The organism is Halogranum roseipondis, from assembly GCF_059695585.1.
In genome coordinates, this window is the sequence record NZ_CM185235.1 from 3,320,489 (window position 1) to 3,339,774 (window position 19,286).

Below are 19,286 nucleotides of genomic sequence, written 5' to 3' on the forward strand. Positions count from 1 at the left end.
GTCGGTGACGACGGCCACGCCGACCACGAACGGTGCGCTTAATCGCGTTCGTCCACTAACCAGACCAATGTCGGACTCGCAGGTCGGCGACGACGCCGACGCGTTCACGCATCTCGGTCCGTCCGTCCGGTCGGCGCTCTCCGAACGGGGGTTCTCCACACCGACCGAGCCACAGCGTCGGGCGATCCCGCCGCTCGCCGCCGGGAACGACGCGCTCGTCATCGCCCCCACCGGGACGGGGAAGACGGAGACCGCGATGTTGCCGGTGTTCGACTCGATCGCGGAGGCCGACGACCGCTTCGGCATCTCCGCGCTCTACATCACGCCGCTGCGGGCGCTCAACCGCGACATGCGCGAACGCCTCGACTGGTGGGGCGACTACCTCGATCTCGACGTCGACGTCCGCCACGGCGACACCACCCAGTACCAGCGGGGGAAACAGGCGGACGACCCGCCGGACGTCCTCGTCACGACGCCCGAGACGCTGCAGGCGATGCTGACGGGCAAGAAGTTGCGGCGAGCGCTGTCGGACGTCCACCACGTCGTCGTCGACGAGGTCCACGAACTCGCCTCCTCGAAGCGCGGCGCGCAGTTGACCGTCGCCTTCGAACGACTCGGCCAACTCGCGGGCGACTACCAGCGCGTCGGCCTCTCGGCGACCGTCGGCTCCCCCGGGGAAGTCGGGCGGTTTCTCACCGGCGGCCGGCCGTTCGACGTCGTCGAGGTCGACGTCGACAACCGCGTCGACTTCACCGTCACGCACCCCCGAATCACCGACGAGGACGAACGACTCGCCGGGAAGTTGGCGACCGACGCCGAGATCGCGAGCCACGTCCGGACCATCCGCGACGTCGTCGAGGAACACACCTCGACGCTCGTCTTCGTCAACACCCGTCAGACCGCCGAGGCGCTGGGGTCGCGATTCAAGAAACTCGACACGCCGGTCGGCGTCCACCACGGATCGCTGTCGAAGGAGGCCCGCATCGAGGTCGAGGACGCGTTCAAGTCGGGGGAACTCGACGGACTCATCTGTACGTCGTCGATGGAACTCGGCATCGACGTCGGCCGCGTCGACCACGTCGTCCAGTACGGCAGCCCCCGAGAGGTCGCCCGCCTGCTCCAGCGCGTCGGTCGCGCAGGTCACCGGATGGGCGTCGTCAGCGAGGGGACGGTCGTCACCAGCGACGCCGACGACACGTTCGAGGCGCTGGCCATCGCCCGCCGCGCCGAGGCCGGCGAGGTCGAACCGGCGCACATCCACCACGGCAGTCTCGACGTCGTCGCCAACCAGATCGTCGGCTGCGTGATGGACCACGGCGAGGTGAGCGCCCGCGAGACGTACGACCTGCTCACCGACGCCTACCCGTTTCGCGACCTCTCGGAGGAACAGTTCCGCGAGGTCGTCCGTGAACTCCACGGCAATCGTCTCCTGTGGCTGAACGAGGAGAAGGACCTCCTGGAGAAGTCCGGCGGGACGTGGCAGTACTTCTACGCCAACCTCTCGATGATCCCCGACGAGGAGACCTACGAGGTCCACGACATCTCCTCGCGCCAGCAGATCGGGACGTTAGACGAGAAGTTCGTCGTCAACTTCGCGGAACCGGGCGAGGTGTTCATCCAGCGCGGCGAGATGTGGCGCATCAACGACATCGACGAAGACGAGGGGGAGGTGAACGTCGCGCCCATCGAAGACCCCGCCGGCGAGGTCCCCTCGTGGGTCGGGTCGGAGATCCCGGTCCCGAAGCCCGTTGCCCAGGAGGTCGGCGAGATGCGGGCCGTCGCGGGACCGCAGTTCGACCGCGGCGCGCCGCGGCAGTCGGTCGCCCGCGAGTTCGTCCGGCGCTACCCGACCGACGAACACACCGTGAGCGAGGCGCTGGACCTGCTCGAACGCCAGGCGGAGACGGGGACGCCGATGCCGACACACGACCGCGTCGTCGTCGAGGGACAGGGCCGAACCGTCGTCGTCAACGCCTGTTTCGGCCACAAAGTCAACGAGACGCTCGGGCGACTGCTCTCGGCGCTCGTCGCCCAGCGAACCGGGTCGTCGGTCGGGATGGAGACCGACCCCTACCGCATCGAGTTCGAGGTACCGCCCAAGGTCGGCCCCAACACGTTCGTCGAGGTGCTCAAGTCGACCGACCCAGCCCACGTGGAGGGGCTGCTCGAACTCGCCCTGAAGAACGCCGACTCGCTGAAGTTCACCCTCGCACAGGTCGCCGCGAAGTTCGGGTCGCTGAAGCGGTATCAGGGACGGAAGCGGTTCGGCGGCGACCGACTGCTCGCGGCGCTGCAGGACACGCCCGTCTACGACGAGGCGGTCAGAGAGGTGTTCCACACCGATCTCGCGGTCGCAGAGACCGTCGAGGTGCTCGAAGCGATGCAGTCGGGCGAGGTCGACCTCGTCGTCGCCCGCGAGCGTACGCCCGTCGGCACCGCCGGCTCCTCCAGCGGGCGGGACTTCCTCGTCCCTGAGAACGCCGACGCGAGCGTCATCGAGACGGTTCGCGAGCGCATCCGGAACGACCGCGTCATCCTGGTCTGTCTGCACTGTGGAGAGTGGTCGCGGAAGACGAAGGTGCGACGCGTCCCCGACCAGCCGAGGTGTCCCGAGTGCGAGTCGACGCGGATCGCGGCGCTCAACCCCTGGGACGACGACACCGTCCAGGCGGTGCAGTCGCAGGCCCGCGACGAGGAGCAGGACGAGCTCGTCCAGCGGGCCTCGCGGTCGGCGAACCTCGTCCAGAGCCACGGCAAACAGGCGGTCGTCGCGCTGGCCGCTCGCGGCGTCGGCCCGCACAACGCCGCGCGCATCATCGCCAAGTTGCGCGAGGACGAGGACGACTTCTACCGGGACATCCTCGCCCAGGAGCGGCAGTTCGCGCGGACCAAGTCGTTCTGGGACTGACTCACAGGAACCTCAAGGTGGAAGCCCACGACTTTAGTCGTGGGAGGAAACCGACACGGTGGTTCTCAAACAATGCAGACTGTTTGGGCTGGTTTCGAGATGAGTGTTGTAGCATTGATTCGTAGGCAGTCGTATTGCTTCGAGGCCAAACGCGTCTCGGAGTAAGGGCCTCCGTAGGTAGGCCCCGGATAGACCGTCCCAGCGATGTGCCGAAACTCGGGGACGATGCCGCCGTCTCTCCGAGGCGGATTAACCGCCTCGTGAAACGTCCGCGTTCGAGTCCACCGAGGATTAAAGCGGTGTGAGGCAGATTCGGACGCCGACCACGGGTCGGCAAACCACGCAGGAAACCCCTCCGTGTGCCCGACCTTCTGCCGTGGAGCCCGCCTGTGACGACAGACGGAGTCGTTCGAGACGGCGACGCCGTCTCGTGATGACGGAAGACGCACCGCGTCTTCCGAACCATGTGGGCCGAAACCCCTCGCGGGGGAAAGCCCATGACTTCAGTCATGGGTAACTTACGTCTGCCACTCGACGCCCGACACCTCGTATCTGACGCTTCCGTCGGCGTCGGTGGTGAGCGTCCAGCCGTGGACCTCGGCGATCCGGGTGGCGACCGCGACGTTCGACTCGACGCCGTCGGCGGTCGAGCGGCCGTCGACCGTGGTCGACACCGCCTGCTCGCGGTCGAACTCGACGTAGACCCGGTCGCCGCTGGTTCCCACCGAGACGTGGACGTCGGTCCCGCCGAGGACGAGCGCACACTCGAACAGATGTTGGAACAGGCGGCCGAGCAGTCCGACGTCGGCGGCGAGGACGCCGGCGGCGTCGACGGTGAGCGTCGCATCGAGCGTGTCGACCTTGCGCCAGGCGGCCTTCGCGCTGGCTTCGAGGTCGACCGAGACGAGGTCGACGTCTTCGCCCGTCAGAAGGGCGAGTGCGTCGGTGAGACGCGCGTTCACGCGGTGTAACGAGGCTTCGAGGTCGATACTCCGTGCAGTGCCGAGTTCGCGGTTGAGCAGCACCGCCCGTCCCAGCGCCGTCGACAGCTCCCGCTGGACGTCCTCCGAGAGGAGCGTCGCGATGCCTTCCAACTGTGTCGTCTGCTCTCTGACGTCCAGTTCGGCGAGTTTCCGTTCCGTGACGTTCAGATGGGCGACGAGGACGTAGCGCTCGCCGTCGACGGTGAACGGGACCGCCCGCATGAGAAACCAGCGTCGCTCGTCGGGGCTGTGACAGGGGTACTCGAAGTCGAACCCGTCGCGTCTCCCCGCGAACACTGCACGGAGTCCCGTGGCCGCCGTCGCCGCGTCGTCGTCTGCGGCGGCAGCGGCCTCGCAGACGTCGAGATAGTTCACGCCGACCATCTCGACGTCGCCGCGGTAGCCGTTGGCCTCCGCGAACGCTCGCCACGCCAGGTTCGTCGAGACGATCTCGCCGTCGGCGTCGAGGATCGCGACCTCGGCGGGGAACTGTCGGAGGGCGGCCGCGGCGAGCCGACACTCGTCGCCCGGCTGTATCGTACTCATACTGTCCTCTAGGCGCGCGAACTACTTACCGTCCTCTAGGCGCGCGAACTACTCCGAAAAGACGTCTCCCGTGACTGGCTCCCTCACTCGGCGACCGCCCACTCGTCGAGCACTTCCTCGACTGCCTTCGACAGCGCCTCGAAGTCCTGCATCGTGATCCCGTCGGTCGTGATGAACACGCCCGAGTCCTCGATAGTGATGCGGACGAGATAGCCGTTCTCGAAGACGCGGATGGTGTAGCGGTAGTCACCCAACTCCGACCCGCGGTAGGCGTCCTGTGTCATCTTGAAGTCGTGCCACTCGTTGCCGATGAAGGAGTTGAGATCGGCGTCGCGTTCGAGGTCGCCGCGGAGATACACCTGTTCGTAGTCGAACCGGTTGATGTAGGTGAGCGACCGCAGACTGTCGCCGACGGCTGTCCGGCAGGTTCGTGTGAGGCGGTCTTTGGCCTTCTCGGGGAGCAACTGATTCTCCATTGGCTGGGGAACTGTGACGCATCCTCATATATCCGGCGACGAGTGCAACATCCCGGACGTGAGGGGTGTGACGTGGTATCGACTCGCGTCGTGACAGAGTTATGTAACGTGGTGTACGATATCACACCATGTCGACAGACGTGGAGACGGACGCGGACGCGCTCGGAGTGGCGATGCTCGACTACCAGCGCGGCGGCCTCCGGGGGGAGTGCCGATACGTCGACGGCGCGGAGACGGTCGACGCTCACGTTCGCGAGAACTACTTCGGCGACCCGGAGCAGTGGAACGGGACGACGAGACGGCTCCTCGACTCGCTGGCGGGGCCGGTCGTCGACGTCGGCTGTGGTGCGGGAAACCACGCGCTGTACCTGCAGGAGCGCGTCGACGACTGCGTCGCCTTCGACGTGAGTCCCGGTGCCGTCGAGGCCGCCCGCGACCGCGGCGTCGAGGACGCCGTCGTCGCCGACATGTTCGACGTGGCGTTCCCGCGCGGTCGGTTCCGTTCGGCCTGGATGTGCGGGACGCAACTCGGGGTCGCGGGGTCGCTTCCGGGCGTCTCGGCGTTCCTCTCGGATCTGGCGTACGTCACCGACGAGGGGGGCGTCGCGGTCGTCGACAACTACGACCCCCGCCGCGTCGACGCCGCCGAGATGATCGGTTACCGGCCGGACCCCCGCGACGGCGTCGCACGCCGCGCGTTCCACTTCGAGTACCAGAGAGGGAACGAACGGCTCGTCGGGCGGACGCTCTCGTTCGTGCTGTTCGGTCCGGAGCGACTGCGGGATGCGACCGTCGGGACGTCGTGGTCGGTCGGCGAAGTCCACGAGCGGCCGACGGGCGGTCACTACCGAGCGGTGTTACAGAAGGAGTGAGACGCCCGACGTGAGCGTCGCCGGTCTCAGACTGCGCCGAGCGACGGCCGGACCGACTCGACGGCGGCGTCGAAGTGGTCCCGTCGGATCAACACCTCGTCGCGGTGTTCGTTCGCCTCCTCGGGCGTCTCGTAGGCGTCTGCCACCTCTCGGATGGCAGACATCGCCGCCTCTCGACAGATGGCCGTCAGATCGGCACCGGAGTACCCCTCCAACTGCCCGGCGAGATCGTCGAGATCGACGTCGTCGGCGAGCGGTTTGTCGCGGGTGTGGACGCCCAGGATCGCCCGCCGCGCGGCGTGGTCCGGGGCGGGCACCTCGACGTGTGACTCCAGCCGGCCGGGGCGGAGGAGCGCGGGGTCGAGTGCGTCGCGGCGGTTCGTCGCCGCGAGCACGACGAGGTTGGGGTTGTCGGTCAGGCGGTCGAGTTCGGTGAGTAGTTGGGAGACGACGCGTTCGCCGACGCCGGAGTCGCTCCCCATGCTGTCGCGGCTGGTGGCGACGGCGTCGATCTCGTCGAAGAAGACGATCGCCGGCGCGGCCTGTCGTGCGCGCTCGAACACCTCTCTCACCGCCTTCTCTGACTCGCCGACGTAGCGATCCAGGAGTTCGGGTCCGGCGACGTGGATGAAGTTGACGCCGCTCTCGCCGGCGATGGCGCGGGCCAGCAGCGTCTTGCCCGTCCCCGGCGGGCCGTAGAGCAGGACGCCGGAGGGGGGTTCGGTGTTGGCCGACTCGAACAGCGGCGCGTAGGTCAGCGGCCACGTGACCGCGCGTTCGAGCGTGTCTTTGGCGTCCTGCAGACCGCCGACGTTCTCGAACGTCGTCGTCGGCGTCTCGGCGACGTACTCGCGCATCGCGCTCGGCTCGACGGAGGCCATCGCGGCTTCGAAGTCCGAGCGGGTGACCTCGAGTTCGTCCAGCGGGACGCGCTCGCCGTCCCGCCGGACGCGCCGGAGCGCAGTCATCGCGGCCTCCTTCGCCAGCGACTCGAGGTCGGCACCGACGAAGCCGTGCGTGCGCGAGGCGATGCGGTCGACGTCGACGTCGTCGGCCAGCGGCATCCGGCGAGTGTGGACGTCGAGGATCTCGCGGCGACCCGTCTCGCCGGGGACGCCGATCTCGATCTCGCGGTCGAAGCGACCGCCCCGTCGGAGCGCGGGGTCCAGCGAGTCGACGCGGTTCGTCGCGCCGATGACGATGACGTCGCCGCGGGCGTCCAACCCGTCCATGAGAGTGAGCAGCTGGCCGACGACGCGGTTCTCGACGTCGCCGCCGTCGTCGCGCTTGCCTGCGATGGAGTCGATCTCGTCGAAGAAGACGATCGCCGGCGCGTTGGCCTCGGCCTCCTCGAACTTCTCTCGCAGCTTCTCCTCAGACTCCCCTTTGTACTTCGACATGATCTCGGGGCCCGAGACGGTGATGAAGGTGGCGTCGACCTCGTTGGCGACGGCCTTCGCGATGAGCGTCTTGCCGGTCCCCGGTGGGCCGTGCAGGAGCACGCCCTTCGGCGGTTCGACGCCGAGGCGGGCGAACACCTCCGGCTCGGAGAGGGGGAGTTCGATCATCTCGCGGACGAGGTCGAGCTCCTCGTCGAGTCCCCCGATGTCCTCGTAGGTGACGCCGGTGCGGTCCTCGCTCTCCGACGTCGACCCGCCGCCGGTGACGCTGTCGACCGCCTTGCTGACGGTCTCGGAGGCCTTCGACTTGCGAGTCACCGTCACGTTCGTGTCGTCGGTGACGCGGACCGTCCCGTCGGGGACGGTCTTCGTGACGACGAACGCGCTCCCGCCCAACCGCTCGATGCGGACGCGCTCGCCCTGGTGGAGCGGTCGATCCTGCAGGTCGCGCTTGACGCTCTCTCGGACGAGGTCGGCGTCGTCGTAGCCGAGGTCGTCGGGGGCCGCGAGGGTGACTGCGACCGCCTCGTCGACGGCCTGTTGTCGGACGCGAACCGTCTCGCCGATCTTCACGCCGGCGTTCGTCCGGGTGTCGGCGTCGATCTGGATGCTTCCCTCTACCGCGCCGCCGCGGGCGGGCCACACCTTCGCGACCGTCTCGCGTTCCCCCTCGATGACGACCGTGTCGCCACTGAGCACGCCGAGTCGCTGGCGTGCCCCCTCGGGCAGTCTGGCGATCCCCCTGCCCGCGTCTCGTTTCTCGGCGCCGCGAACGGTGAGTTCGAGCGCCGTCTCGTCGCTCATGTCACCGGGTTGGCGTGGCCGGGACTTTACGCTTCCCCAGCGCGTCTGCCCGGCCTCTCTCACGCCTCCTCTCACACCGGCCGGCTCCTCGCTCTGTCACTCGGACTGGATAACAGCTATACTCTGTGATAACTCATCTCACACCATGGTCGCCACGACAGAACTCGACCAGATGACGTGGTACCGCTGTGAGAAGTGTGGGCTCCTCGTCGATTCCGAGCTGGACGCGGAACAGCACGAGGAGTGTTGTGACGGTGGCGTCGACTCGCCGTCGTACTGGTGGTGACGGGACTCGGCCGAAACTACCGGTGTTCGTCGGCGAGTCGCTCGGCGTGCTCGCGCGACGTCGCCTCCGCCCACCGGACTTTCTCCGCACTGCTGTAGCCGAGGGCGTCTTTCAGCACGTCCCGGAGGACGCCGACGCCGCTGTCGACGACCGCGCCGTCCGAGTCGCCGAGTTCGTAGTAGCCGAAGCGGTCGGGCGCGCTCCCGACCGTCGAGCGGTCCAGCGCACGCCACTGCTTGCGGAGCGCCACGGTCAGTCCTCGGCGACGAACTCGTAGCTCTGTTCGCCCCAGTCGTCCTCGACGAAGACGAACACGCGGCCGCGAGCGACCTCGGGGTCGGCGACGACCTCGTTTCGCATCCCGCCCGTCCGGTGGACGGTGACGCCGGGGAACAGCTCCTCCTCCTCGTCGGGGTTCAGGATGACTCGTCCGACGCCGCTCTGTTCGAGGATGTCGTCGTGGGTCTTGAGGTCGTTGACGTACATCAACACGCCCTCGGTCTCCGTCGGGTCGGTGACGAGGATGTGCGTCTCCTTGCCGGGGCCGGTTCTCAGCGTGTCGGTAACCGTCTGTGGGACCCCGCGGTAGAGCGTCGTCCGGCCGTCGAGATACTCGACGACGACACCCTCCTCGCGGAGTTCGACCCCGAGCGTGCTCGGTGCCACGTCGTTGCGTGCGCTCATGTCCGACGCTACCGGGGGAGTGCGGAAAAGCGTCGCGTCTCGACGGTGCGCCCTCGCGAGCGTTCGGTGCGGACTGGCGGACGGGAACCCGACGACCGGGGACGCGAATACGGCAGGGACCGCCACACCTATTGCGGTGCTTGGCAGTCTCTGGGTATGAACGGCCGAGCGGCCGCCCTCGGGGCGGGCACCGTGTTGAACGCCCTCGCGACCGGTGTCGGGTCGGCTTTCGCCATCGACGCCGAGACGCGGGCGACCGTCGACCTGGACGAAAGCGGCGAGGTGACCGGCGAGATCGACGGCGCACCCGACGCCGACACGCGACTGATCGAGCGCTGCGTCGAACTCGTCGTCGAGGAGTTCGGCGACGGCGAGGGTGGCCACGTCCGTACTGAGAGTGACCTCCCGATGGCCGCCGGTCTCAAGAGTTCGAGTGCGGCCGCGAACGCGACGGTGCTGGCGACGCTCTCGGCGCTCGACGCCGAGGACGCACTCGACCGGGCGGACGCCTGTCGACTCGGCGTACAGGCCGCTCGCGACGCCGGCGTCACCGCCACCGGCGCGTTCGACGACGCCTCGGCGAGCATGCTCGGCGGCGTCACCGTCACGGACAACACCACCGACGACCTGCTCTCCCGCGAGCAGATCGACTGGGACGTCCTCGTCTGGACGCCGCCGGAGCGGGCGTTCTCCGCCGACGCCGACGTCGACCGCTGTAAACAGGTCGCGCCGATGGCCCACCTCGTCGCGGACCTCGCACTCGACGGTCGGTACGGCGAGGCGATGACCGTCAACGGACTGGCGTTCTCGGCCGCCCTCGACTTCCCGACGGACCCCGCAGTCGAGGCGATGCCCCACGTCGACGGCGTCTCGCTGTCGGGAACCGGCCCGAGCGTCGTCGCCGTCGGCGAACGGGCGAACCTAGCGGACCTCGAAGACCGGTGGGGTGAACGCGACGGAACGACTCGACTGACCACGACGCGAAACGACGGAGCACGAATTCTATGACACAGAACGAGACACGACCCGAAGAGATGAGTCTGGACGAACTGCGCGAAGAGATCGAAGACATCGACCGCGAGATCGTCGAACTCATCGCACGGCGTACCTACGTCGCTGACACCGTCGCACAGGTGAAAGAAGAGCAAGACCTCCCGACGACCGACGAGTCACAGGAGGACCGCGTGATGGAACGCGCTGGCGAGAACGCAGAGCGATTCGAGGTCGACGCGAACCTCGTGAAGGCGATCTTCCGGTTGCTCATCGAGTTGAACAAGGTAGAGCAACGGGAGAGTCGCTGAGGACCCGAAACTACTCCTCGTCCGTCGGCTCCAACGGCACTCTCGACACTTCGATGTCCTCGTAGTCTTTCTCGGACGAGAGTACGTCCATACCTCGCGTTTCCGCAGTCGCCGCGTGGAACGCATCGAACGGCGTCATCCCTTCGTCGTAGTAGTTGACGGCTTTCAGTACCACCTGTTTCTCTTCTTCGTCTCGCACGGGGACGAGTTCGAGCAGGTTCGCCACAAGCGGCACGTAGTCGAACTCGTAGCGTTCTCGGGCGAGGACGAGTTCGAGATACGAGAACGGCGACGTTTCGACCTCGTACTCGTCGAGCGCTTCCTCCGCCGACCCCTGCAACCAGTCGGAGTCCTTGGCGAGTGCGAGCAAGAAGTCAGTCTCGACGTACACCGTCATCTATCGGCGTCCTTCTCTTGGGCCTCGGCTTTGGCTTCCGCTTCGATTTCCTCTCGAATCTCCTCAACGGACGCATCACGAAGACCGCCTGCCGCCTCACGGACGGCGGCGAGCGGGTCGTCTGCGACAGGGATGAGTTCGATCCTGTCCTCGTAGGTCACGATGTGATACTTGTCACCGTACTTTTCCCGTATCTCTTTGGGGATGTACAGCCGACCTTGCCGGTCCGTCTCTGCTGACATAGAGCGGACTATGGTGGAACGAAATAAGAATCTTACCACCAATTAAGCTTCTGTGACACGCCACAGCTGATTCCGTAGCAATCCATGGTGGATTTTGTCGAGTCAAGGTAGAGCAATGGAGCAGTAGGTAGCCGTAATCTGGCGACACGAACCGTATAGCACTCGTTTAGTCCCAGCGATATTTTTCCGATTGCTGTTCTCTCAGTTCGAGTTCGGTGAAATGCACCATATTCTGTCTCACTGGCCCCGAACTGCTGTCCGTAGACCTCTCTACTTTCCAAGATTTGAGGTCGTGACCGATTCGTTATATCGCGCAGTCTCCGCCCACCGACGAGCCACTCACCGTCGAGAAGTCAGGGGTGCGTTCGGATGAGGTACGACAGGCTCACCCACGCTACTCTACCGTTCCATTATCGTTCCTCGATAGGCGGCGACCTCGGACGAGTTTTTTGCCACGTCGGGCAGCCCAGACAAGCACGACCGCGACTAGGTAGGCGAAGAGGAAGAACCCGACCGTCCCGAGTCCTTGGTCGACGGGGGCGATCCCACCAAGCAGGGTTCCGTAGAGTGCCATGACGGGTAACGCGAACACGAACAGGGCGAGAAGGATCGCTCGAAGCACCCCGGTCGGCTCACCTACCAGAAATTGTGAGAGGAACCCAAGGTAGCCAACTGCGGGCAGGGCAAACACGAGCAGCACTGCTCGGTTCCACAGGGTGTTACGGAGGGCACTGTCCATATCGTTCAATTATATTCCTATCGACATATCCTTTTCTGGCCCGCTCCTTCGGTGAGTTTCGATGGTCCACGATGAGAACACGATCGTCGAAACGGCTTTGGTAACACACACGTAATACTAGCGTATGTCTGAAGCAACCATCGGAAACAACGGAGACGACGAGATCGTCACGGTGAACTTCAAGGTCACGCAGTCGTTCCTCGACGAGATCGACGAGACGTGGCAGGGGCGTGGCTTCAACAGCCGGAGCGAGTTTATCCGCTACACACTCAGGGATGCGACCGAGTTCCCGACGTTCGACCGGGACGAACTCGTCGCTCTCCTCCGAGCCGAGGAGGACATCCGCGAAGGGCGCACGATGAGCGCCGAGGAAGCCCGCGAGCAGTTCGGAACGGACGGCGATGAGTGACGACGACTGGACGTGGGAACTCACACCGAAGGCACAGGACGACCTCGCCGCACTCTCGCCGCAGGAGCAAGACCGGCTACTGGACAAATTGGACGAGATCGTCGAATCACCGTGGCGTGACCCACCGGATTACGGGGAACCGCTCCAGAACAGCCCGCACAGGAAAGTGCGAGTTGGAGAGTTCCGTCTGGCTGTGACGTTCCGTCGAAACGAACAGCGCATGGTGGTCGCTCGAATCAAGCGCCGGGGTGGCGCATACACTGCCGACGACGACTGAGTTTCTTGCAGGCACAGGTATGGTGGATTTCTCCGAGTTGAACAAGGTCGAGCAGCGCGAGAGCAGGTGGTGCGAAATCCAGCAATAACCAAGGATCTCACCAGTATCTGACAACAAGAACTTGCTGCAGACAACGGGTATTTTCAGCAGAGGCTGACGCTGATCTGTCCAACGAATGTCGAGGCTCCACCTTCGCAGGTAGCTGGCGGAACGAGGAAAACAGTCTCTGACCACGATGTCTCTGGTTCGGTTCGTTACTGACGGCACTCGACCACTCGTGGACTCTTTAGATGCTTTTAGTAAATGGAACGAGATACAGAGATATGGACGCATTACAATCGAACGAGAACGGTTTCCGGAAGCACCGATGGTAAACGTCGTGCTCTCGGCGGCACAACTCGTCGCTGCACTGATTCTCGTGGTTCTGAACGGGTTTTTCGTCGCTGCTGAGTTCGCTTTCGTTCGGATTCGAGGAACGTCGGTCGAACAGCTCGTCGAGGAGGGGCGGCCTGGTGCGGGGACGCTCCAAGAAGTGATGGCGAACCTCGACGACTATCTCGCGACGACGCAGCTCGGCATCACCATCGCTTCCCTGGGACTGGGATGGGTCGGCGAACCTGCCGTCGCGTCACTCATCGAACCCGTTTTGGACCCGATTCTCCCGGGGAATCTCATCCATCTGGTCGCCTTCGCGATCGGCTTTAGTCTCATCACGTTCCTCCACGTCGTCTTCGGTGAGCTCGCGCCGAAGACGCTTGCAATCGCCAAGACCGAGCGACTCTCACTGTTTCTCGCCCCGCCAATGAAGATCTTCTACTACATCCTCTATCCAGGGATCGTCGTCTTCAACGGGACAGCCAACGCGTTCACACGGTCGATCGGCGTGCCGCCCGCCTCCGAAACGGATGAGACGCTCGGCGAACGGGAACTCCTTCGGGTACTTTCCCGATCTGGCGAAGAAGGAGACATCGACGTGGCAGAAGTGACGATGATCGAGCGCGTCTTCGATCTCGACGACACCGTGGTGCGAGAGGTCATGGTCCCCCGACCGGACGTGGTGAGCGTGCCGGCGGATGCCACGCTATCCGAACTGCAGTCGGTCGTCTTCGAGGCCGGTCACACGCGCTATCCGGTTCTCGCTGCCAACGACGGCGACCAAGTGGTCGGATTCGTAGACGTCAAAGACGTGCTGCGAGCCGAGGTGAACGACGAGGATGCAGAGAGCGTCGGTGACATCGCCCGCGAGATTCTCATCGTTCCGGAGACGATGACGATCAGCGACCTCCTGATACAGTTCAGAGAGGATCGTCAGCAGATCGCTGGCGTCATCGACGAGTGGGGAGCGTTCGAGGGGATCGCGACGGTCGAAGACATCGTCGAGTCCCTCGTTGGAGACCTTCGAGACGGGTTTGACCTCGACGAGCGCGAACCCTCGATCCGCCGGCGCGACGACGGAATGTACGACATCGACGGGGGAGTTCCACTGTCGAAAGTGAACGACGTCTTCGATGGGAACTTCGAAAGCGAGGAGGTCGAAACGATCGGTGGTTTGGTGCTCGGACAACTCAACCGTGCGCCAGAGCGTGGCGACCGCGTCGAGATCGACGGTCACGTCGTCGAGGTAACGAGCGTCGAGGGAACCCGTATTTCGACGGTGCGAGTCCATCAAAGAGATGTGGATGAGTCGTAGGGGTTATCCGAGCCGGCCGGCAGACCAGCGATCTCCGGCGAGCTACAGGGGTCGACTCTCGGGGAGAGAATCGACGAACTGCGACGATAACCCCTATCAGCGGTGGACCGTCTGAGAGCGACAGACGTCTCCTCTCGTGACGAATCCGAGGAGATACTTGGGGAACGTCCTAGAACCACCGATACCCAAGGTCGGTGACCGCCTACTCGGTCATCGAACCGGGATACGTTGAACTTTCACTCGCAGTTCACTATCGTAACGAGTGCACGTCGTCACATACCCGACCGGCCGCCGTCGTGCGGTCGGGTGTGGAGACAGTTGCACGAGCCACTATCGGTCGGGAGACCAGACCCCCTTCGGCGACTCCGGAACGAGCCACGCCGGGACGACGCGCGTGAGGGTCACCATCCCGACCAGTTCGACGAGCGTCTGTGTGACGACGACGGCCGGTGCCAGTCGGTAGCCTGCCGGGAGCGCCAGTGCGAGCGGCAAGACGACCAGCGAATTACGCGTGACCGACGTGAACACGAGCGCCCTGCTCTCGCCGGAATCCATCCCCAGTACTCCCGCCGCGAGTCGTCCGAGGATCGGCATGACGACGAGGAACGCGACGTACACCGGAACGACGACGGCAATCTGCTCGATCGAGTTCCGTACCCGCGGGAGTTGCGACGCGATGACGACGAACAACGTCGCGCCCATCATCGGAACCGGCAACCATCCCATCGTCTCCTGCCACGCTTTCCCTCTGGACGACCGTTCCGCCCACAGTTCCGTAAGCCACGCGAGCGTCAGGGGGAGTGCGATGATGATCAGGAACGCCTCGACGAACGGCCCTGGCTCGATACCTGCCGCGACCTCCGCGCCCATGAACAGCCACAGATACACCGGTAGCAACAGCAGTTGGACGAGCATCAGAGCGGGCGTGGTCGCCGTGATCTGCTCGGAGTCGCCGCCCGCGAGTTCGGTGAAGGTGATCACGTAGTCGATGCACGGCGTCAGAAGAACCATGAGCGCACCCACGAGGATGACCGGCCGCGGGGGAAGGAACCGGGTGAGTCCCCAGACGACGACTGGGACGACGAGGAAGTTCATCCCCAGCGCCGCCGCGATGAACCGTCCGTTCCGAAACGCGCGACGGAGTCGAACGAACGGGATCTCGAGGAACGTGACGTAGAGCAGGACGGCCAGCACCGGGTCGATGAGTCGCTCGAAGAACGGAGTCGAGTTCGGACGGCCGACGCCGACGCCGACGGCGAGGACGACGAAGGCGGCGTAGACGACGACTTGATGCCGTTGGAGCCATCTCTTCGAGTTCATCTATCGGCCATTTCGTGGGTCGTAGGTAAACCGTCGTTGCTCTCTCGATGCGTGTATTCCTACTCGACGTGAGAATGGATTGAACGAGTCGCATCTCAGCGAATCTGATCGCGTTCATATATGGGGCGGTCTCAGGAATTGTGTCAGATGCTTACAACTGGCAGCGTACAATTTCGTAGGCGATCGGTGCTATCGTAACGAGTGCACGTCATCACTCACTCGACCGCACGCTGTCATGCGGTCCGGTGAGTGACCAGTTGCACAAGCTACTAGAGAGGTGCTACGGAGAGCAAGACAACCCACGACTTCTTCGACGGTGAGTCCAGATTAGGCTGAGTGTAGCTTCAACCGTGGTCTCGCTAGTTCTCTTCCAACTCGACTGGGTAGAGTCGGCGTAGCTTGATCCGGGCGTCGTCGGTCGTGAATTGCCAGTCGATGAGTCGGTCAGCTGCGTTGCGATGCTGCTGCCACGCAGCGACCTCCGACCGGAGGGTCGCTGCGTGATAGATGCGACGGTTGAGGCACTGGCGTTTGAGGACGTTTAACTCGATCTCGGCCATGTTCAACCAACTGCCTTTCTTGGGGACGTAGTGGAACTCGAACCGATCAAGGTACGCTTGGGCTTGGTCTGGCGGGAAGAACTGATAGAAGCCGGCAGGGTTGTGCGTGTTGAGCTGATCGACCACAACCCGGATGCAGTCCGCATCCGGGTAGTGGTCGTCTGCGAGTTCGACCATCCGGTCGATCCATTCAACGGTGCGTCTCCGCTCGGTAATCGCGACGGTGACCCAGCCGGTCAACGGTTCTGTGGCGAGGTGAATCCGCTGTTTCCCGTTGCGTTCGTAGCGGTGATCAACACGTGCGACCGCTCCCGGTCGGGCCGGGAGCGGATCGCTCTCATGGCCACGGAGTGCTTTGCTGGACTCGTCGAAGCAGATGACCGGTCGGTTCTCGTTGTACGGTTCGTGATAGAGGTCGAGTACGTCCTCCATGTAATAGACGAAGTCAGCGTCCTGTTCAGGTGGAATCGCCCAGTAGTCGGAGAGATGCGGTTTGAGGGTGTTTTTTTAGGCGCTGTCGAACGGTTTCGTGAGAGATCGACTCAAAGTCGATCTCGTCAAGAGTAACGAGTTCGTCGGCGAGCAAGTGAAGTGTCCAGCGAGAGAGCCCTTCCGGCGGCTCACTACAGGCGAGTTTGATGAGGTGTGCTTCAGCTTTCCCGTCCATCTTGAGGTCGTACTCGCGGTCGGGCTTGCGGCGATGAATCGCCGCGAGCCCTCGTTCACAGTAGTTTTTACGTGCGTTGTAGGGAGTGCCGATTGAACAGCCGAGGTGCTCACAGATCTGGACATCTGTGAGCCCCTCGTCAGCTTTCAGGAGGATGCGCGCTCGGGTGATATCTTCGGCGTTGCGTTCACCAGTCGAAATGAACCACTTGAGCGTTCTGCGTTCTCCGTCAGAGAGTTCGACAACGTGCTTCTTTCTGCTCATTCCGGTAGAGAGGCGCTCAGAAAGCATGAACTAGCGAGTACAAACTTGAAGCTACACTGAGGTAGCATCGTTGCGTTCCCCTATGGTCCGGTTTCTCGGAGGCTTCGGTGTCGAGAACATTTATCACAGGACTGTCTACGTAGTGTTTACCTAATCTAGGTAGAAATATTCTACAAAATACTATATGTATCTAATATATTCGTTGTAGTGAATGTCTGCAGAAGGTTCACTAGTAACGAAAGTGGACGACGAAGACGTTGTCGAGCTGTCGATGTCGCTCAGAGGAACGGTTATCTCACAGGAAGATGATACCTACGACGAGCGTCGGGCCGTCTGGAACGGTCTCGTCGACAAGCACCCCGCACTCATCCTCCGCTGTCAGGGAGCGGCGGACGTCGCGAGGGGGATGCAGTTCGCGACGGACCACAGACTCCCGTTCTCGGTTCGCGGTGGTGCTCACCACCAATCTGGCAGTTCGGTGGTCGACGAAGGTCTCGTTCTCGACCTCTCGGAGATGAACCACGTCCGGGTCGACCCCGACGACCGCATCGCACAGGTCGGGCCTGGCTGTCGTGCCCGTGACGTACTCGTCGAAGCCCAACACTACGGTCTCGCGACACCCACCGGGAGCGCGGTCGACGTAGGCATCGCAGGCTCCACACTCGGTGGTGCGATCGGCTGGATGCGCCGGAAACACGGCCTCGGTATCGACGCACTTCGGTCGGTCGAGGTTGTCACCCCCGGTGGTGAACTCGTCACTGCGAGCGCGGAGCACAACGAAGACCTGTTCTGGGCCGTTCGCGGTGGCGGCGGCAACTTCGGCATCGTCACGAACTTCGAGTTCGAGCTGTACGAGGTCGGCCCGATCGTCGCTGGTCTCGGTGTTTTCTACCCCGGCGACGAAGCGAGCGAGGTACTCACGCAGTACCGTCGAGCCGCAGCAGCGGCTCCGAACGAAGTCACCACGCTCGCACTGAAGAGCCACGTTCCCGATCTGCCACCGATGCCGGACGAACTCGTCGGCGAAGACGCCGTGGCGATTATGGGCTGCTACATCGGCGACCCAGAGGAGGGGATGGCGGCGCTTCAGCCGTTCCGTGAGATTACGGAACCGCTTCTCGACATGAGTGAGCCGATGCCGTATCTCATGCTCCACCAACTCGGGACCATGATGTTCCCCGAAGGCCGTAACTACTGCCACCGATCGTGTTTCGTGGACGGCCTCTCGGACGACGTCATCGACTCTATCGTCGACCACATGGAAGATGCGCCGTCTGAGCTGTCGGGTGTGGGTGTCTGGCAGATGGGCGGCGCAGTCGGCGAGGTTGCTTCGGACGCGACTGCATATCCGAATCGAGACGCAGCGTACATGATTACGATCGAGTCGAACTGGGATACGGGCGACGACGAGGCGAACATCGAATGGGCGCGTGACGGCGACGACCTGTTCCGGAGTCTCGGTGGGTACGGGGCCTACGGCGGCTTCACAGGTGTCAGTGCACGCGACGACGAAGACGTCACCGAGCGAGTCTACGGGGAGAACTTCGACCGGCTCGCCGAGATCAAAGCGACGTACGACACTGCTAACTCGCTGAACAAGAACGTGAACGTCGCGCCGAGCGACGACTGAACTCGCTCCGAAACCGCTCTGGGTCGCCCGCGAGTGAGAGCCGGGCTTCGGTGGGACGAGGCCTTGCGTCGCCTACAGCCGGGGTCGTTCAGTACTCCCAGAGGCGCTCGATCCGCGAGTCGACCTCGGGGGTGTCCTCCCGGAGCGTCTCGACGTCCGTCTCGCCGTCGACGTTGATCACGTGAACCTCGCCGCGACGACCCGAGTACACGTCCTGGAAGTCGTAGACGACGCCGACGACCTCGACGTCGTCGGGGACGTCGTCGCTCTCGCGGAGGAACTCGACCTGCCGGTCGACGTTGTACTCGACGAGGCGGTTGATCGCTCCCTCCCGGTCGACGTCGTCGGGGAGCAGTTCGAGACCGGGTTCGAGCTGCGGTTTCAGCAGGTCGAGACAGTGTTCGATCCCCGCCGGTTCGGAGACGCCGTCGGTGAGCGCGTCGTACGTCGCCGTCACTGCACCACACCCCGTGTGGCCGACGACGACGGCGACGTTCGTCCCGGTGTGTTCGATCGGGTAGAGCACGTCACCGGAGACGACCGTGCCGGAGTCGGTCCGCTGGACGACGCGGTTGCCGATGTTCCCACAGGTGAAGATCCGTCCCGGTTCGTCGTTCTCCCACATCCGATCCTGCGGGACCCGCGAGTCCGAACAGCAGACGGTGACGACGTCGGGACGCTGACCGTCCTGTACGTCGTCGAACTTCGACTGGAACTCGTCGGCGTGTCGTGCGTTGGCCTGGAGCAACTCGACGAATGGCTGCTGCATACTCGTGAGAACACACTCGGTCCGATATATTCCTTGGTACTGGCGTAATTAGTGGGCCGTCG

General features: G+C 64.0%; 19 protein-coding genes and 1 pseudogene. 9 read left to right on the plus strand and 11 right to left on the minus strand.

Features of this window, described 5'->3' with window-relative positions; genetic code table 11:
- Positions 1-67 precede the first annotated feature (67 nt).
- Entirely contained in the window at positions 68-2,908 is a 2,841-nt protein-coding gene (locus EOHIBHHM_RS17340; protein ID WP_497252809.1) for a DEAD/DEAH box helicase, read from the plus strand.
- A 518-nt stretch (positions 2,909-3,426) separates the two neighbouring features.
- On the opposite strand, the gene EOHIBHHM_RS17345 is transcribed toward EOHIBHHM_RS17340, so the two are convergent.
- Together EOHIBHHM_RS17345 and EOHIBHHM_RS17350 are read right to left on the minus strand one after the other, a co-directional pair.
- The gene (locus tag EOHIBHHM_RS17345) at positions 3,427-4,437 is read right to left on the minus strand and encodes a PAS domain-containing protein (RefSeq protein ID WP_497252811.1); all 1,011 of its coding nucleotides are present in this window, start codon (positions 4,435-4,437) and stop codon (positions 3,427-3,429) included.
- Between the two features lie 83 nt (positions 4,438-4,520).
- Positions 4,521-4,913 carry a DUF7522 family protein gene (locus EOHIBHHM_RS17350; protein WP_089824373.1) on the minus strand — a complete coding sequence of 131 codons (393 nt, stop codon included), beginning with the start codon at positions 4,911-4,913 and terminating at the stop codon, positions 4,521-4,523.
- A gap of 128 nt (positions 4,914-5,041) precedes the next feature.
- Between EOHIBHHM_RS17350 and EOHIBHHM_RS17355 the strand changes: the two genes are divergently transcribed.
- A complete protein-coding gene (locus tag EOHIBHHM_RS17355) occupies positions 5,042-5,785 on the plus strand; it encodes a class I SAM-dependent methyltransferase (protein ID WP_497252813.1) in 744 nt (247 codons plus the stop codon).
- Positions 5,786-5,811: 26 nt separating this feature from the next.
- Here the strand turns inward: EOHIBHHM_RS17355 and EOHIBHHM_RS17360 are convergent, their stop codons facing one another.
- On the minus strand, positions 5,812-7,989 hold the full coding sequence (locus EOHIBHHM_RS17360) for a CDC48 family AAA ATPase (protein ID WP_497252815.1): 2,178 nt from the start codon (positions 7,987-7,989) through the stop codon (positions 5,812-5,814).
- 145 nt (positions 7,990-8,134) lie between these two features.
- Between EOHIBHHM_RS17360 and EOHIBHHM_RS17365 the strand changes: the two genes are divergently transcribed.
- Positions 8,135-8,275: a DUF7128 family protein gene (locus EOHIBHHM_RS17365; protein WP_497252817.1), complete on the plus strand. Its 141-nt coding sequence runs from the start codon at positions 8,135-8,137 to the stop codon at positions 8,273-8,275.
- Positions 8,276-8,291: 16 nt separating this feature from the next.
- On the opposite strand, the gene EOHIBHHM_RS17370 is transcribed toward EOHIBHHM_RS17365, so the two are convergent.
- Positions 8,292-8,525 carry a DUF7508 domain-containing protein gene (locus EOHIBHHM_RS17370; protein WP_497252819.1) on the minus strand — a complete coding sequence of 78 codons (234 nt, stop codon included), beginning with the start codon at positions 8,523-8,525 and terminating at the stop codon, positions 8,292-8,294.
- Between the two features lie 2 nt (positions 8,526-8,527).
- A complete protein-coding gene (locus EOHIBHHM_RS17375) occupies positions 8,528-8,959 on the minus strand; it encodes a DUF5796 family protein (protein ID WP_497252821.1) in 432 nt (143 codons plus the stop codon).
- 156 nt (positions 8,960-9,115) lie between these two features.
- Between EOHIBHHM_RS17375 and EOHIBHHM_RS17380 the strand changes: the two genes are divergently transcribed.
- Positions 9,116-9,967: a shikimate kinase gene (locus EOHIBHHM_RS17380; RefSeq protein ID WP_497252823.1), complete on the plus strand. Its 852-nt coding sequence runs from the start codon at positions 9,116-9,118 to the stop codon at positions 9,965-9,967.
- Positions 9,964-10,260 carry a chorismate mutase gene (locus EOHIBHHM_RS17385; RefSeq protein ID WP_497252825.1) on the plus strand — a complete coding sequence of 99 codons (297 nt, stop codon included), beginning with the start codon at positions 9,964-9,966 and terminating at the stop codon, positions 10,258-10,260. The genes EOHIBHHM_RS17380 and EOHIBHHM_RS17385 overlap by 4 nt, the downstream gene beginning before the upstream one ends.
- A gap of 10 nt (positions 10,261-10,270) precedes the next feature.
- On the opposite strand, the gene EOHIBHHM_RS17390 is transcribed toward EOHIBHHM_RS17385, so the two are convergent.
- The 3 genes from EOHIBHHM_RS17390 to EOHIBHHM_RS17400 form a co-directional block, all read right to left on the minus strand.
- The gene (locus tag EOHIBHHM_RS17390; RefSeq protein ID WP_497252827.1) at positions 10,271-10,657 is read right to left on the minus strand and encodes a PIN domain-containing protein; all 387 of its coding nucleotides are present in this window, start codon (positions 10,655-10,657) and stop codon (positions 10,271-10,273) included.
- Positions 10,654-10,899, minus strand: coding sequence for an AbrB/MazE/SpoVT family DNA-binding domain-containing protein (locus EOHIBHHM_RS17395; RefSeq protein ID WP_497252829.1), 246 nt, complete (start codon positions 10,897-10,899; stop codon positions 10,654-10,656). Before EOHIBHHM_RS17395 ends, EOHIBHHM_RS17390 begins: the two co-directional genes overlap by 4 nt.
- A 394-nt stretch (positions 10,900-11,293) precedes the next feature.
- Positions 11,294-11,638, minus strand: a complete 345-nt coding sequence (locus EOHIBHHM_RS17400; RefSeq protein WP_497257061.1) for a hypothetical protein — start codon at positions 11,636-11,638, stop codon at positions 11,294-11,296.
- Between the two features lie 124 nt (positions 11,639-11,762).
- Between EOHIBHHM_RS17400 and EOHIBHHM_RS17405 the strand changes: the two genes are divergently transcribed.
- The 3 genes from EOHIBHHM_RS17405 to EOHIBHHM_RS17415 all read left to right on the plus strand — a co-directional run bounded on the left by EOHIBHHM_RS17405 (position 11,763) and on the right by EOHIBHHM_RS17415 (position 14,014).
- Positions 11,763-12,047 carry a ribbon-helix-helix domain-containing protein gene (locus EOHIBHHM_RS17405; protein WP_497252831.1) on the plus strand — a complete coding sequence of 95 codons (285 nt, stop codon included), beginning with the start codon at positions 11,763-11,765 and terminating at the stop codon, positions 12,045-12,047.
- On the plus strand, positions 12,040-12,324 hold the full coding sequence (locus tag EOHIBHHM_RS17410; protein WP_497252833.1) for a type II toxin-antitoxin system RelE family toxin: 285 nt from the start codon (positions 12,040-12,042) through the stop codon (positions 12,322-12,324). The genes EOHIBHHM_RS17405 and EOHIBHHM_RS17410 overlap by 8 nt, the downstream gene beginning before the upstream one ends.
- A gap of 367 nt (positions 12,325-12,691) precedes the next feature.
- Positions 12,692-14,014 (plus strand): hemolysin family protein, encoded by a 1,323-nt coding sequence (locus EOHIBHHM_RS17415; protein ID WP_497257042.1) that lies wholly within the window; start codon positions 12,692-12,694, stop codon positions 14,012-14,014.
- Positions 14,015-14,344: 330 nt separating this feature from the next.
- Here EOHIBHHM_RS17415 and EOHIBHHM_RS17420 read toward each other — a convergent pair whose 3' ends face one another.
- Complete coding sequence (locus EOHIBHHM_RS17420; RefSeq protein WP_497252835.1) at positions 14,345-15,334, minus strand: arsenic resistance protein; 990 nt, start codon at positions 15,332-15,334, stop codon at positions 14,345-14,347.
- Between the two features lie 359 nt (positions 15,335-15,693).
- Positions 15,694-16,825 (minus strand): annotated as a pseudogene (locus EOHIBHHM_RS17425) (IS630 family transposase).
- A 211-nt stretch (positions 16,826-17,036) separates the two neighbouring features.
- Between EOHIBHHM_RS17425 and EOHIBHHM_RS17430 the strand changes: the two are divergent.
- Positions 17,037-18,455, plus strand: a complete 1,419-nt coding sequence (locus EOHIBHHM_RS17430; protein WP_497252837.1) for an FAD-binding oxidoreductase — start codon at positions 17,037-17,039, stop codon at positions 18,453-18,455.
- Positions 18,456-18,543: 88 nt separating this feature from the next.
- Here EOHIBHHM_RS17430 and EOHIBHHM_RS17435 read toward each other — a convergent pair whose 3' ends face one another.
- Positions 18,544-19,224: a carbonic anhydrase gene (locus tag EOHIBHHM_RS17435; RefSeq protein WP_497252839.1), complete on the minus strand. Its 681-nt coding sequence runs from the start codon at positions 19,222-19,224 to the stop codon at positions 18,544-18,546.
- Positions 19,225-19,286 lie beyond the last annotated feature (62 nt).

Bases quoted from the DNA above. Each gene is read 5' to 3' on its own strand.
- EOHIBHHM_RS17340 (WP_497252809.1), top strand. From the start codon at position 68: ATGTCGGACTCGCAGGTCGGCGACGACGCCGACGCGTTCACGCATCTC.
- EOHIBHHM_RS17345 (WP_497252811.1), bottom strand. From the start codon at position 4,437: ATGAGTACGATACAGCCGGGCGACGAGTGTCGGCTCGCCGCGGCCGCC.
- EOHIBHHM_RS17350 (WP_089824373.1), bottom strand. From the start codon at position 4,913: ATGGAGAATCAGTTGCTCCCCGAGAAGGCCAAAGACCGCCTCACACGA.
- EOHIBHHM_RS17355 (WP_497252813.1), top strand. From the start codon at position 5,042: ATGTCGACAGACGTGGAGACGGACGCGGACGCGCTCGGAGTGGCGATG.
- EOHIBHHM_RS17360 (WP_497252815.1), bottom strand. From the start codon at position 7,989: ATGAGCGACGAGACGGCGCTCGAACTCACCGTTCGCGGCGCCGAGAAA.
- EOHIBHHM_RS17365 (WP_497252817.1), top strand. From the start codon at position 8,135: ATGGTCGCCACGACAGAACTCGACCAGATGACGTGGTACCGCTGTGAG.
- EOHIBHHM_RS17375 (WP_497252821.1), bottom strand. From the start codon at position 8,959: ATGAGCGCACGCAACGACGTGGCACCGAGCACGCTCGGGGTCGAACTC.
- EOHIBHHM_RS17380 (WP_497252823.1), top strand. From the start codon at position 9,116: ATGAACGGCCGAGCGGCCGCCCTCGGGGCGGGCACCGTGTTGAACGCC.
- EOHIBHHM_RS17385 (WP_497252825.1), top strand. From the start codon at position 9,964: ATGACACAGAACGAGACACGACCCGAAGAGATGAGTCTGGACGAACTG.
- EOHIBHHM_RS17390 (WP_497252827.1), bottom strand. From the start codon at position 10,657: ATGACGGTGTACGTCGAGACTGACTTCTTGCTCGCACTCGCCAAGGAC.
- EOHIBHHM_RS17395 (WP_497252829.1), bottom strand. From the start codon at position 10,899: ATGTCAGCAGAGACGGACCGGCAAGGTCGGCTGTACATCCCCAAAGAG.
- EOHIBHHM_RS17400 (WP_497257061.1), bottom strand. From the start codon at position 11,638: ATGGACAGTGCCCTCCGTAACACCCTGTGGAACCGAGCAGTGCTGCTC.
- EOHIBHHM_RS17405 (WP_497252831.1), top strand. From the start codon at position 11,763: ATGTCTGAAGCAACCATCGGAAACAACGGAGACGACGAGATCGTCACG.
- EOHIBHHM_RS17410 (WP_497252833.1), top strand. From the start codon at position 12,040: ATGAGTGACGACGACTGGACGTGGGAACTCACACCGAAGGCACAGGAC.
- EOHIBHHM_RS17415 (WP_497257042.1), top strand. From the start codon at position 12,692: ATGGTAAACGTCGTGCTCTCGGCGGCACAACTCGTCGCTGCACTGATT.
- EOHIBHHM_RS17420 (WP_497252835.1), bottom strand. From the start codon at position 15,334: ATGAACTCGAAGAGATGGCTCCAACGGCATCAAGTCGTCGTCTACGCC.
- EOHIBHHM_RS17430 (WP_497252837.1), top strand. From the start codon at position 17,037: ATGTCTGCAGAAGGTTCACTAGTAACGAAAGTGGACGACGAAGACGTT.
- EOHIBHHM_RS17435 (WP_497252839.1), bottom strand. From the start codon at position 19,224: ATGCAGCAGCCATTCGTCGAGTTGCTCCAGGCCAACGCACGACACGCC.